The sequence below is a fragment of the Arthrobacter alpinus genome (genome assembly GCF_001445575.1).
Taxonomy (GTDB): Bacteria; Actinomycetota; Actinomycetes; order Actinomycetales; family Micrococcaceae; genus Specibacter; species Specibacter alpinus_C.
This window is the reverse complement of sequence record NZ_CP013200.1, coordinates 2,419,836-2,433,080: the sequence shown is the minus strand read 5'-3', so window position 1 is coordinate 2,433,080 and position 13,245 is coordinate 2,419,836. Positions and strand designations below refer to the sequence as shown.

The window sequence follows — 13,245 nt, the reverse complement described above, 5'->3', positions numbered from 1 at the left end:
CGCTCGCCCGACGACTTTTTTCTAGTCCCGCAGCTGTTTAGAAACCGAGCTTCACAAGCTGCTTGGGGTCGCGCTGCCAATCCTTGGCTACCTTGACATGAAGGTCCAGGTAGATTTTGGTCCCTAGCAGCGCTTCGATGCCCTTTCGGGCTGTGGTGCCAACATCACGCAGGCGTGCCCCGCCCTTGCCAATGATGATGGCCTTCTGAGAGGGTCGCTCAACGTACAGGTTTACACGCACATCCAGCAGCGGGTTGTCCTCGGGACGCCCTTCACGAGGCAGAATCTCCTCAACCACCACGGCCAGTGAGTGCGGCAGCTCGTCACGGACACCTTCTAGGGCGGCCTCGCGGATCAGCTCCGCGACCATGACGGCCTCGGGCTCGTCGGTCAAGTGACCATCCGGGTACAGGGCAGGCGAGACGGGCATAAAGCTGGCAATGACGCCAGCCAGAGTCTCGACTTGGAAGTCTTCCACAGCGGAAACAGGCACGACGGCGGCAAATCCGCTCTCGCCGAAGATCTCCCGTCCCAGCCGGTCAACGGCAATGAGCTGGTCGGTGACAGCTTGGCGGTCCACGGTGTCAGTCTTGGTGACGATGGCGATGACAGGCTTTTTACCCACCTGTGACAGCTGCTGGGCAATGAACCGGTCACCGGGGCCGATTTTTTCGTTGGCGGGCAAGCAGAAGCCAATGACGTCAACCTCGGCAAGGGTGTCCGCCACCAGATCGTTCAGGCGCTTGCCCAACAGGGTGCGCGGGCGGTGCAGACCCGGGGTGTCAACTAGAACCAGCTGGTAGCTGTCCCTGTGGACCAGGCCACGAATGGTGTGGCGGGTGGTTTGCGGCTTCGCGGAAGTGATGGCAACCTTTTGGCCCACCAATGCGTTAGTCAAGGTCGACTTGCCGGCGTTGGGACGGCCAGCCAAGACGGCAAAGCCAGCCCGGAAGCCGTCGTCCTTGGGAGCAGGCATAGCCAGTTTCTTATTCGACTTACTCATGGTGGCTCCTATTATTTTGATCATTGGACGCCCCATCGCGAGGCGCAATACCTTGTATTTGTTGTGTACTGAAAGTGTCCGTCTCAGGGCGCCTGCTGGCAACACTGCGACTGGCAATGACATGGCTGATGCGGTTCCGTTGGGGTTCTTTGCGTTCTGCTTGCAAGATCAACCCGGACACTTCAACAATGTCCCCCACCATGGGGATCCTACCCAGGTGCTTGGCCAGAAGGCCGCCCACCGTGTCTACCTCGTCGTCGTCCATGTCCTTGCCAAAGAGCTCGCCCAGTTCATCGACAGCCATTCTGGCCCGAATCCGGAATTGTCCTTCAGCAAGTGTTTGCACATCAAGGGACACTGAATCGTACTCGTCAGCAATGTCACCGACAATTTCCTCAATGAGGTCCTCGAGCGTGACCAGGCCAGCGGTTCCGCCATATTCATCCACAACAATGGCCACATGGGTGGATTCCACCTGCAGTTCTTTCAGCAGCACATCCACCGGCTTGGACTCGGGAACGTACCTGACACTGCGCGAGAGCTGCTCGACTGTGGGCTGGCCTTGGACTCCGCTGTTGCGATAGAGACTTGCCACCAAATCTTTCAAGTACAAGATGCCCAGAATGTGATCGGTACTGTCACCGATCACCGGAATGCGGGAAAAGCCGGAGGAGAGAAATGTCTCCAACGCTTCTTCCAAGGGGGTGTCTTGTTCGATGCTCTGAATATCGGTGCGCGGAACCATAACGGCGCGGACCATGGTTTCACCCATGTCGATCACACTGTGAATGAGTTCGGCTTCGTTATCCTCGATCATGTCCGATTCGCTGGCCCTGTCGACGAATTCACGGAATTCCTCTTCGCTGACGAACCCCTCATCGGCGGCCGGGGCATCCTTCGACAGAGCCGTACCGAGCCGGTTCAGCCATTCCGGGATGGGTCCTAGAACCCGGCGCAATACGTGCACCAGCCAGGAGGTCTGACCCACTAATGCACCGGCATGGAGCCGGCCTAGGCGGCGAGGTGAAACACCCACGATCATGAAGCCAAGAAAGGCCATGATGACGGTGGCAATGAGTCCGGCAATCCATTCGTTCTCGAGCAAACGAACAAAGAAGATCGCCACGGCCACGGCGGCGGCCATCTCAGACCACACGCGCCAAAACTTCAAGGCGTTAATGTGTGCCAGCGGATCCGCTAGGACTTTTTCCATGGAAACGCCCCGGCGGTGCGTGGCAATAATTTCAGCATCGTGGCGCGGGAAGAATCCCAGCGCTGATTCAATGGCCGTCAAGTAGGCGGCGATGGCCGTGAAGAGAACCCCCATAACCGGTAAGAAAACAAGCGTCACCGAGTAGTCTCCTGGGGCGCTTCCTTACCTAGGAAGCTGGACAGCAGTTCACGCTGAAGGCCAAACATCTCCTCTTTTTCATCCGGTTCACGGTGGTCGTAGCCCATGAGGTGCAACATGCCATGCGTGGTCAGCAGCAGCAGTTCCTCATCCATGGAGTGGCCTGCGGCCACAGCCTGCTCTTGGGCTACTACGGGGCACAAGACAATGTCGCCCAGCAATCCGGTGGGCGTGGGATCGGCGGCCGTGCCCGGACGGAGCTCGTCCATGGGGAAAGAGAGTACGTCGGTGGGGCCCGGCTCATCCATCCACTCGATATGGAGTTTTTCCATAGTTTCCAGGTCCGCCAGAATTACCGAAACTTCGGTTTGCGGGTGCAGATGCATGGCGTTGAGGATGTGCCTGATGAGCTTGACGAGCTCCTCCTGGGGCGCCGGAACGCCCGACTCATTGTTGATTTCGATGCTCATCGTGAAGTGCTGTCCTTCGGTTTTGTGGGGCTGGGATGGGCATCATCCCAGCTGTTGTAGGCGCTGACAATGGCACCCACCAGGCGGTGGCGCACCACATCGGTGGCGTCCAGTATGGAGAAGTTGATGTCATCAACGTCTCGAAGAATGTCCCTGACCACGCGCAGCCCTGATTTGGTTCCAGAGGGCAGGTCAACTTGGGTGATATCGCCGGTGACGACAATCTTGGAGCCGAAGCCCAACCGAGTCAGGAACATTTTCATCTGCTCGGGGGTGGTGTTTTGAGCTTCATCCAAAATGATGAACGCATCATTGAGTGTGCGTCCTCGCATATAGGCCAGCGGAGCCACTTCAATGGTTCCAGCCGCCATGAGTCGCGGGATGGTTTCGGGATCCATCATGTCGTGCAGCGCGTCATAGAGTGGGCGCAGATAAGGATCGATTTTATCGCTCAGGGTTCCGGGCAGGAAGCCCAACCTTTCGCCAGCTTCAACAGCAGGGCGGGTCAGAATGATCCGGCTAACTTCCTTGTGCTGAAGGGCCTGGACGGCCTTGGCCATGGCCAGATACGTTTTTCCGGTACCAGCAGGGCCAATGCCAAACACCACGGTGTTGCGGTCAATGGCATCAACGTAGTCCTTTTGATTCGCCGTCTTGGGCCTAATGGTGCGGCCCCTGCTGGAGAGGATGTCATGGGTCAGGATGTCCACCACGGACACTTCAGGCCGAGACTTGAGCATGGCAACCAACTGTTCCCACACCCCGGCCGTCATGGCGCTATCGCGGGCCACCATGCCACGGGCTTCTTCCATCAGGTGCATGATGCGCGGCACCACAGAGGTGGGTCCGGTAATGGTCAGTACGTTGCCACGGGCCAGAAAAGAAATTCCGGGGTACAGGTTCTCAACTATCCGCAGCCCTTCATCTTCGGTGCCGAGTGTGGCAACCATCTGCTCGGTGGAGCGGAAATGGACCAGTTCGGTGCGTGTGCCGTCTACGGAGTGCGGGAAACGCCCTCCGGCCCCCTCATCAGAGGATTGACCGCCGTGGTGTGCTGTTGTCTCTGCCATAAGTCCGGCCTATCGAGGCCTGAAATCTCTCCTTGGGTGTACCGGCTTTTAGCTCCGGTTATGTAGCTCTTTCTACGTGTAGTCAATTCTAATGCACTGCCCCGTCACAGTGCCCCTAACTTTTCCCCCATAGGGCCCAAGCCCCCGGTGAGCAACTCCGATACACACTGTTCACCGAGTCTGCAAGCTACCTGCCAGAAGTGTTTCGATACGGTTTCAGTTCTCGCCAACAGGCCAATTCCAGCGCATCCGGACATTCTCCTGTGCCAAGCTAGATAGTGTTCACGGCCTTGTGGGGATGCTTGGAACAGCCCAATTCGCCTCGTGAATTGCTGCCTATAACCATCTTTGTCAACAGAAATAGTGAGATAGCTCCCTATGCGTTCCTTGCCCCCTGCGCCAACACCACGGAACGGCGCCTGCGCCATCCGTGATGTCAAAGCACAGCGGATAGCGCAGAGGTATCGGACCGTTGACAAGATCGCGATTGCAGCACTGTCGGTGACGTTACTGTTGGGTGGCTGCACCTCGGGCAATGGTGAGAACCATGATGCTTCGATGCCGGCCACCATGTCTTCCTCAGCAGCCGGTATGGTGACCAGCGCTCCACTTGAAACAGCAACGTCCGCTGAAACCCTGCCGGTCTACTGGCTCGGGCACAGCAACGATGAGGTGTTTCTCTACAGGGAGTTCCGTTCCTCCACCAACGCCGATGAGCCCATTGTCGCGGCATTGCGCACCATGATGAGCGAGAAGCCCTTGGACCCCGACTATTTCACCCTGTGGAACAGTCCATCTCGGCTGGGTGCTTCGATTTCAGCCAAGAACGTCATCACGGTTGACGTCTCTGCCGATGCCTTTGGCCAAAAAGTGGATGCTGGCCTGGCCCAACGGTCAATGTCGCAGTTGGTGTACACGGCCACCGCGGCTGCAGCGATGGCCGGACTCGTTGACACCACCACACCCATCCAGGTCTCCGTGTTGGTTGATGGACACACCGGCTACAAGGCTTTCGGCGAAGTTTCTCTGGATAAGCCACTCACCCGCAACCCTGACTTTGTGGCACCGATCTGGATCATCGATCCCGCCCATGGCTCCACGTACAAAAAAGTCCCCCTCAAGGTGACTGGGCAAGGTGTCTCCCCCACCGGGACACTGGCATGGTCGTTGTCCTTGGTAAATGATGGCAAAGTGTCCGGAGACTACCTCAGCGGCACCGTGAACATTCCCGCGGGCCCCGATGAGCTGGGCGAATTCACCTTCAACCTGGTTCCGCCGCCCGGTAGTTACGAACTCTCGATCTTCGTCAACGACCCCATGCTGCCGGGCCGAAAAATTGGTATCGACAGCAAAATGGTCACGATAGCCAACCCTTAGCCCACACACCCGAGGGGCCCGCGGCGAGCAAGCGAGCCGTCAGCGGCGTGGTGGGCCCACACACCCGAGGGGCCCGCGGCGAGCAAGCGAGCCGTCAGCGGCGTGGTGGGCCCACACACCCGAGGGGCCCGCGGCGAGCTAGCGAGCCGTGGGAGGGCGTGGGGACCAGCGGCCAAGTTCCTGACTTAGAAGTACGACGGCGGCCGGTCCGGCGGTCGATGAGCGCAGGACATGGTGGCCCAGAAGCGCGGTCCGTGCGCCGGCAGCCGTGAAGGCCGCAACTTCTGCACTACTCATGCCGCCTTCGGGGCCTACGATCATGAGAACAGTTTGGGGACCGGTTGCCGGGGCACCGGCAGCCTCGAGAGCATCCTGCCATTGGCGGGCCACGGCCGCCACAGAGTCCGTGGCGTCTTCGTGCAAAATCAAGGCGAGCCCGGAGGCTGAAATCGCCTCACAGACGCCGACCGTTCCCACCAGGGAGCCGACGCTCGGGATGGTTGAACGCCGCGCCTGCTTGGCGGCCGCAGCTACTACCTGACGCCACTTCTCCGGGCCTTTGACGGCCTTGTCCATCTTCCAGCGCACGATGGAACGTTCGGCCTGCCACGGCACCACCGCGTCGATACCAAGTTCCGTGGCCATTTCAATGGCCAACTCATCCCGATCACCCTTGGCTAGTGCCTGAATCAAGGTGAAGGTCAGCGACGGGGCGGATTCACGCTCAATCCGCTCCACCTGCACCGTCAACAGCCCCTTTTCGGCGCTACTGACGGTGCAGGACAAACGCAGCCCGGCGCCGTCGCACATGTCAACCGGCTCACCTGTGGCCAGGCGCTTGACGGTTGTGGCATGCCGGCCCTCGGCACCGCCCAAGGTGAAGCTCGAGCCGGGGATGAGCCCGGCAAGCTCGGAAGGATCGGCGTAGAAGACTGGATTGCTCATGGGCGTTTAGAGGTTGCCCAGCTTATCCCGCAGCTTGGCGAACATGCCGCCGCTGGAGACCAACTTGCCTTCGGTGAACGTTTCCCCACGCAGAGCAGCGAGCTGCTTCAGGAGTGCTTCCTGTTCGGCGTCGGGCTTAGTGGGCGTCTCAACATGGATGTGCACCTTCAAATCGCCTCGGCCAAAGCCGCGCAAGTGGGTCACGCCCAAGCTGCGTAGGTTGATGACTTCACCGGCCTGGGTGCCGGGCTTGATGCTGATGGGCTGCTCGCCGTCGAAGGTTTCGAAATTCAGCTCGGTGCCCAACGCCGCTGCCGTCATGGGGACGCTCAGTGTGGCGTGCAGGTCATCACCTTCGCGCATGAAGTTGGGATCGTTGTTGACCTTCATCTCCACGTACAGATCGCCCGCGGGGCCGCCGGCAGGGCCGGCCTCGCCCTGGTTGGCCAGCTGAATCCGGGTGCCGGTGCCCACGCCGGCCGGAACCTTGATGGTCAGCGTGCGGCGGTTACGGACACGGCCTTCGCCCATGCATTCGTTGCACGGATCGATGATCATGGTGCCGAAACCCTGACAGGAGTTGCACGTTGCCAAGGTCATGACGTTGCCCAGGATGGAGCGCATGGGGCGCTGGATCTGGCCGGCGCCGTGGCAAACATCGCACGTGGTGGGTGAGGTGCCTTTTCGGCAGCAGCTGCCTTCACACGTGGGGCAGGTGACGGCCGTGTCGATTTCCAGCTTCTTATTGACTCCGAAAACTGCTTCGCGCAGTTCCACGCGGACAGTGATGAGCGCGTCCTGACCGCGGCGCATGCGTGACGCGGGGCCGCGACCCCCGCCTCCTCCACCGGAACCACCGAAGAAGGTCTCGAAGATGTCCTGGAAGGCGAAGCCGTCGCCACCAAAGCCGCCTCCACCGCCGCCAACATCGTTGCCATTCTCATTGCCGGTGGTGTCATAAATGCGGCGCTTCTGCGGGTCCGAGAGTACTTCATAGGCGTGTGTGACAGCCTTGAAACGGTCCTGGGCATCAGGGGCGTCGTTAACATCCGGGTGGAACTTGCGGGCAAGCTTGCGGTAGGACTTCTTAATTTCCTCGGCGGTTGCGTCGCGGGCTACGCCCAATGCATCGTAATGGTTGCTCAAAGTGTTGCTCTCTTTTGTTGACTCGGTGGCCGCTTAGCTGGCCAAAATTCTCGACAAGTACTGGGCCACGGCGCGAACGCTGGCCATGGTGTTGGGGTAATCCATTCTGGTGGGGCCCACCACACCGAGCTTGGCGTTTTCGCCCGGCACATAACTGGTGGCCACCACAGAGGCCTCAGCTAAGGAATCGTGAGGGTTCTCGCGGCCGATCACTACGGCCATCCCCAACGAATCCTGGGCCATTGCCTCCAGTAGACGCAGCAGCACCACCTGTTCCTCCAGGGCATCCAGCACAGGGCCAATACTCAGCGGGAAGTCATTATTGGACCGGGCTAAATTAGCCGTGCCCGCCATGACAATGCGGTCCCCACGAACGTTGCGCGCCAACAGCGCGAGCCCTTGGGCCAGCCGTGTGGCAGCGCCTTGCTCCACTACTGGAACATCCAGGGGAATCTTTGCCACAGCTGCGGGCAGCTGGGCCACTGTCAGCCCATTGAGCCCGGCCATGAAAATCTTCCGCAGTCCGGCAAGTACCTCGTCATCGACGCCGGCGCCTAGGTCAATGACGTTTTGCTCCACTTTGCCAGAGGCAAGGATCAGCACCACCAGAACCTGATGGGCCGCCAGTGAAACAAACTCAATGTGCCGAACAGTTGCCGCGGTGGTGCGCGGGTACTGGACGACAGCTACCTGATTGGTCAGGTGTGCCAGCGTCCGTACGGTGCGTTCCAAAACGTCATCAAGATCGGTAGGCCCATCCAGCAATACCGAAATGGCTCGCCGTTCAGCAGCCGATAACGGTTTGACGGAGGCAATCTGATCCACGAAGAGCCGGTATCCGGCATCCGTGGGGATACGGCCCGAGCTGGTGTGCGGGGCGGTGATGAGCCCCTCTTCTTCCAACGCGGCCATGTCATTGCGGATGGTGGCGCTGGAAACGCCCAGGTGGTGCCGTTCGACCAAAGCTTTTGAGCCCACAGGTTCACGTGAATGCACATAATCTTCAACAATGGCCCGTAGGACTTCCAATTTCCGTGGCTCACTCATGCCCGGCACCTCCTTTCAGCCTTTTCACCGTACAAAGTTTCTTCGTAGGGCATGCCTAGCGGCACTCGATAACTAACTTTTAGCACTCTACCCAACCAAGTGCTAAGTCTAATACCTTTTCATGCTGCCTCCCCCTGGCTGATCCACAAGCCGCACGCGCCCGCCATGGCCCTCAACTGCCGCTGCCACGGGGGTAGGCACAGCACGCGATAGCATGGCTTTTCACCCAGTAGCGTTCGCCATGAGCGTTTCTTTGAGCGTCAAGAGTCAGGTTCCTCTATGCATTTCAATGACGTATCCCACCATCAGTGGGGTCCCCAAGATCTCAGCGCCCCTCCGGAACGTGTGCTGCGAAAAATAGAGGCCCGCTCAGGCCTCGTGGTGGAGGATGTCCAGACAGGCTGGGTTGGAGCCGTGGTGCGCTTGGAGAAGTCCGGTGGGATGCACATTGTGGAACTCGCCGACAGGAGAGAGAAGATCCGCGCCTTTCCGCTCGGCTTCGGCTTCCTACTGGAAGGCGAACCCATTGAACTCATCGCACCCACGACTGCCGCGCCCAAGCAGATTTTGCGCACCGCTTCTGGTTCCGTCAAGGTCACCGGGGACCGCGCCAAGGTTGCTAAGGCCAGCCGGATCTGGGTGGAGGGCAAGCACGACGCCGAGCTCGTCGAGAAGGTCTGGGGAGACGATTTGCGGGTGGAGGGAATCGTGGTGGAGCCCCTGCGAGGAATTGACGATCTTGCCGCGGCCGTGTCCAATTTCAGCCCCGGCCCTAACCGCCGCTTGGGCATTCTGGTGGACCATTTAGTGCCTGGCTCCAAAGAAACACGCATTGTGACGAATCTCATGAAAAACCCTGGCGTGCGGGCGAATGTGTTAGTGGTGGGCCATCCCTATGTTGATGTTTGGCAAGCCATCAAACCTGCCACTTTAGGCATACCGGCATGGCCGGTTATCCCGCGAACAGTGGAATGGAAGGTGGGAATCTTGAGGGCCTTCGGCTGGCCGCACACCACTGCAGAGGACATTGGATTGGGCTGGCAGAGGTTGCTTTCACGCGTGAATTCCTACTCCGACTTAGAGCCTTCACTGCTAGGCCGTGTCGAGGAAGTCATTGATTTCCTGACAGCACCCGTATCCTAGACTAAGGGCCATGATCTTTCACGCCCGTAGCTTCGCATGTTGAAAGGCCTGTAACTGTGAGCCACCCGGCCAACCAGAAAAACCAAAACAACCAGGGCAACGTTGTTCCCGTGGTGCCCCTCACCCCTTCAGAAGACAAGCAGTGGGCCTTCATGTCCCATTGCGGCGGCATTTTGGGTTGCATTCCGTCGCTGTTGATTTACAAGTTCATGGCGCCACGCGGCCGTTTTACGGCACAGGAATCCAAAGAAGCCCTGAACTTCACCCTGATCCCCACCTTAGTGGCGGTCCTCTTGAACATCGTGGCTATCGTCCTGCAGATGATCAACCCCGGATCCGGCACACCCTTTTCCCTGTTGGCACTGCTGATCTGGGCTTTCCTGACGGTCTTCGCCATCATTGGCGCCGTACGAGTCAACAATGGCCAGCCATACCGGTACCCGATGAATCCGCGGCTGATCAAATAACACCTACGTTTTTGGTTTTTTAACGCCGAAGGGGCTAGTTCACGACGAACTAGCCCCTTCGTATTTTCCCCCTGCATGCCCCAGAAGGTTAGTCCAACTAATCCAAGAGCGCGCGGGTTACGGCATCGCCCAGAAGCCGGCCCTTGAGCGTGAGCACCAAGGTACCGGCAAAGGCCTGTCCGGGGTCCACGAGTTCCCCGGCGATGAGTCCGGCAATAGCTTTCCGGGCGGCCGGAGACAGCGTCTCAATAACCAGCCCTTCTTTCAGCCGTGAGACCAGCATGATGCGTTCAAGCTCTCGGGTATCAGCGTCCAGAGTTTCGCGTCCCGCCGCCGGCGATTCGCCGTTGTCCAGACGGTTCGCGTAGGCCGTTGGGTGTTTGACGTTCCACCAGCGCACGCCACCCATATGTGAGTGTGAGCCTGGCCCAATCCCCCACCAGTCATCCCCGCGCCAGTAAGCCAGGTTATGCTGACACGCGTCCTGCGGTGTGCGGGACCAGTTGCTGACTTCATACCAAGACAAGCCGGCCTCTTGGAAGAGCCGATCGGCCAGTTCGTATTTGGCGGCATGATCGTCGTCGTCAATATTAGGAACCTGGCCGCGGCGGATTTGAGCGGCTAGCTTGGTGCCCTCCTCCACAATCAGGGAGTAGGCGGAGATATGGTCCGGCTCATAGCTCAGCGCGGTGCGCACCGAGGTTTCCCAGTCTGCGAAGCTCTCCCCCGGCGTGCCGTAGATCAAGTCGACGCTGACCCGCAAGCCAACCTCGCGCGCCCAGGCAACAGCTTGCGGGACCTTCTCCGGGTTGTGGGTGCGGTCCAGGACCTTGAGCACGTGCGGCACGGCCGATTGCATGCCGAAGGACACGCGAGTGAATCCGCCGTCGAACAGCTCCTGCAGGGACTCGCGAGTTACTGAATCCGGGTTGGCCTCGGTGGTCACCTCGGCGCCGTCTTCAATGCCCCACTGCTCGATGGCGGCACCCAGAATGCGGGTGAGATCGCTGGCAGGTAGGAGCGTTGGGGTGCCGCCACCAAAGAAGACTGTGCTCAGCTTTCTGGCGGGCAGGCCCGAAGCCACCATGGCCTTGGCGGCAAATTCCACCTCGCGAACAGCAGTGCCGGCGTAGGCATCCTGGGACGCCCCTCCCCCGAGCTCAGTGGCCGTGTAGGTGTTGAAATCGCAGTAACCGCAGCGCACAGCACAAAAAGGAATGTGCGCATACAAGCTGAATTTACGGCCGGAGGCACCGACGGCGGCCTGCGCGGGCAGGACGCCGTCGGCCGGAGCCGGGTCCCCGAGGGGCAGCGCAGATGGTGTCACTTCTTTGCTTTGTCCTTGGGCGATTCGCTGGTGGTCAGGGCGGCGATGAAGGCTTCCTGCGGGACTTCTACACGGCCCACCATCTTCATGCGCTTCTTCCCTTCCTTCTGCTTTTCGAGCAGCTTGCGCTTACGCGAAATATCGCCACCGTAGCACTTGGCCAAAACGTCCTTGCGGATGGCACGGATGCTTTCACGGGCAATGATGCGTGCACCAATAGCCGCCTGAATCGGCACCTCAAACTGCTGGCGCGGGATGAGTTCACGGAGCTTGCCGGTCATCATGACACCGTAGGCGTAAGCCTTCTCGCGGTGGGTGATGGCGGAGAATGCGTCCACTTGCTCACCCTGAAGCAGGATGTCGACCTTGACCAGATCGGCGACCTGATCGCCGTCGGCCTTCCAATCAAGGGAACCGTAGCCCCGAGTCTTGGACTTCAAGATGTCAAAGAAGTCGAAAACAATCTCAGCCAGCGGCAGGCGGTAGCGGATCTCGACGCGATCCTCGGAAAGGTAGTCCATGCCGCCAAGGATTCCTCGGCGGGTCTGGCATAGCTCCATGATGGCGCCAACAAACTCGGTGGGAGCCAGGATGGTTGCCGCAACCATGGGCTCGCGTACTTCGGCAATCTTGCCCGAGGGGTATTCACTGGGGTTGGTAACGTGCACAACCTTTTTGTCTTCCAAAGTGACCTCGTACTCCACGTTGGGAGCTGTGGAGATCAAGTCCAGGTTGTGTTCGCGTTCCAGACGTTCACGGGTGATTTCCAGGTGCAGCAGACCCAAGAAGCCAACACGGAAGCCGAAGCCCAAGGCTGCGGAGGTCTCGGGTTCGTAAATGAGTGCAGCGTCGTTGAGCATGAGCTTCTCGAGCGCATCACGGAGCACCGGGTAATCGGTGCCGTCCATCGGGTACAGGCCGGAGAAGACCATGGGCTTGGCGTCGTGGTAACCGGCCAATGCCTCGGTGGCCGGCTTGTTGAAGGTGGTGACGGTATCGCCCACCTTGGACAGTCGAACGTCCTTCACACCCGTGATGAGGTAACCCACCTCGCCAACGCCCAGGCCGGAGGAGGGCTTGGGCTCCGGGGAGCTGACACCAATTTCCAGCAGCTCGTGGGTAGCGCGGGTGGACATCATCTGAATTTTTTCGCGCGGGCTCAGGCTGCCGTCAATAACTCGGACGTAGGTGACCACGCCGCGGTACGTGTCATAGACGGAGTCAAAGATCATGGCGCGGGCCGGGGCGTTGGGGTCACCCTTGGGAGCCGGCAGATCACGGACAATCTGATCCAACAGCTCTTCAACGCCCGCACCGGTCTTACCGGAAACCATCAGCACATCTTCGGGCTTGCCGCCGATGAGGTTAGCGAGCTCGGCAGCATACTTCTCGGGCTGCGCGGCCGGGAGATCAATCTTGTTCAACACCGGGATGATGGTCAAGTTGTTTTCCATGGCGAGGTACAAGTTCGCCAGGGTCTGCGCTTCAATGCCCTGAGCGGCGTCAACCAGCAGGATGGCACCTTCACAGGCGGCCAGGGAACGGGAAACTTCATACGTGAAGTCAACGTGGCCCGGGGTGTCGATCATGTTCAGGCAGTATGCCGTGCCATCAACTTCCCATGGGATACGAACAGCCTGGGACTTGATGGTGATGCCGCGTTCGCGCTCAATGTCCATGCGGTCAAGGTACTGTGCCTTCATGTCACGCTGCTGAACCACTCCGGTGAGCTGGAGCATCCTATCGGCCAGGGTGGACTTGCCGTGGTCGATGTGGGCGATGATGCAGAAGTTCCTGATGATCGCCGGATCGGTCTGGGCGGGCACCGGGGCAGTGCGGGCCATGGGTGACACTAGGGTTCCTTACTGTTGCATGAACGCAGGGATTGCGGCTGATGCG

Annotated in this window: 12 protein-coding genes; 3 read left to right on the top strand and 9 right to left on the bottom strand. The window is 59.5% G+C overall.

From position 1 onward, the window contains the following. Positions 1–37: 37 nt before the first annotated feature. The 4 genes from era to AS189_RS10655 are packed head-to-tail and all read right to left on the bottom strand — an operon-like array spanning position 38 to position 3,894. Positions 38–1,003, bottom strand: coding sequence for a GTPase Era (era, locus tag AS189_RS10670; RefSeq protein ID WP_062288528.1), 966 nt, complete (start codon positions 1,001–1,003; stop codon positions 38–40). Next, positions 996–2,354, bottom strand: a complete 1,359-nt coding sequence (locus tag AS189_RS10665; RefSeq protein WP_062288524.1) for a hemolysin family protein — start codon at positions 2,352–2,354, stop codon at positions 996–998. The genes era and AS189_RS10665 overlap by 8 nt, the downstream gene beginning before the upstream one ends. Next, positions 2,351–2,824 carry an rRNA maturation RNase YbeY gene (ybeY, locus tag AS189_RS10660; protein WP_062288521.1) on the bottom strand — a complete coding sequence of 158 codons (474 nt, stop codon included), beginning with the start codon at positions 2,822–2,824 and terminating at the stop codon, positions 2,351–2,353. The genes AS189_RS10665 and ybeY overlap by 4 nt, the downstream gene beginning before the upstream one ends. After that, positions 2,821–3,894 carry a PhoH family protein gene (locus tag AS189_RS10655; RefSeq protein ID WP_062288518.1) on the bottom strand — a complete coding sequence of 358 codons (1,074 nt, stop codon included), beginning with the start codon at positions 3,892–3,894 and terminating at the stop codon, positions 2,821–2,823. Before AS189_RS10655 ends, ybeY begins: the two co-directional genes overlap by 4 nt. A gap of 378 nt (positions 3,895–4,272) precedes the next feature. On the opposite strand from AS189_RS10655, the gene AS189_RS10650 reads away from it, so the two are divergent. Further along, positions 4,273–5,271 carry a GerMN domain-containing protein gene (locus AS189_RS10650; protein ID WP_062288515.1) on the top strand — a complete coding sequence of 333 codons (999 nt, stop codon included), beginning with the start codon at positions 4,273–4,275 and terminating at the stop codon, positions 5,269–5,271. Between the two features lie 138 nt (positions 5,272–5,409). Here AS189_RS10650 and AS189_RS10645 read toward each other — a convergent pair whose 3' ends face one another. The 3 genes from AS189_RS10645 to hrcA are packed head-to-tail and all read right to left on the bottom strand — an operon-like array spanning position 5,410 to position 8,409. Next, positions 5,410–6,216, bottom strand: a complete 807-nt coding sequence (locus AS189_RS10645) for a 16S rRNA (uracil(1498)-N(3))-methyltransferase (RefSeq protein WP_062288512.1) — start codon at positions 6,214–6,216, stop codon at positions 5,410–5,412. Between the two features lie 6 nt (positions 6,217–6,222). Next, on the bottom strand, positions 6,223–7,362 hold the full coding sequence (gene dnaJ, locus AS189_RS10640) for a molecular chaperone DnaJ (RefSeq protein WP_062288509.1): 1,140 nt from the start codon (positions 7,360–7,362) through the stop codon (positions 6,223–6,225). A gap of 33 nt (positions 7,363–7,395) precedes the next feature. Next, positions 7,396–8,409 carry a heat-inducible transcriptional repressor HrcA gene (gene hrcA / locus AS189_RS10635; protein ID WP_062288507.1) on the bottom strand — a complete coding sequence of 338 codons (1,014 nt, stop codon included), beginning with the start codon at positions 8,407–8,409 and terminating at the stop codon, positions 7,396–7,398. A gap of 279 nt (positions 8,410–8,688) precedes the next feature. Here hrcA and AS189_RS10630 point away from each other — a divergent pair, with 279 nt between their 5' ends. Both AS189_RS10630 and AS189_RS10625 read left to right on the top strand, forming a co-directional pair. Continuing rightward, positions 8,689–9,552 carry a DUF3097 domain-containing protein gene (locus AS189_RS10630; RefSeq protein ID WP_062288506.1) on the top strand — a complete coding sequence of 288 codons (864 nt, stop codon included), beginning with the start codon at positions 8,689–8,691 and terminating at the stop codon, positions 9,550–9,552. A 56-nt stretch (positions 9,553–9,608) separates the two neighbouring features. Next, the gene (locus AS189_RS10625; RefSeq protein ID WP_062288505.1) at positions 9,609–10,019 is read left to right on the top strand and encodes a DUF4870 domain-containing protein; all 411 of its coding nucleotides are present in this window, start codon (positions 9,609–9,611) and stop codon (positions 10,017–10,019) included. Positions 10,020–10,116: 97 nt separating this feature from the next. Here the strand turns inward: AS189_RS10625 and hemW are convergent, their stop codons facing one another. Further along, positions 10,117–11,346, bottom strand: a complete 1,230-nt coding sequence (gene hemW / locus AS189_RS10620; protein ID WP_062288504.1) for a radical SAM family heme chaperone HemW — start codon at positions 11,344–11,346, stop codon at positions 10,117–10,119. Beyond that, positions 11,343–13,199: a translation elongation factor 4 gene (gene lepA / locus AS189_RS10615; RefSeq protein ID WP_193393477.1), complete on the bottom strand. Its 1,857-nt coding sequence runs from the start codon at positions 13,197–13,199 to the stop codon at positions 11,343–11,345. Before lepA ends, hemW begins: the two co-directional genes overlap by 4 nt. Positions 13,200–13,245 lie beyond the last annotated feature (46 nt).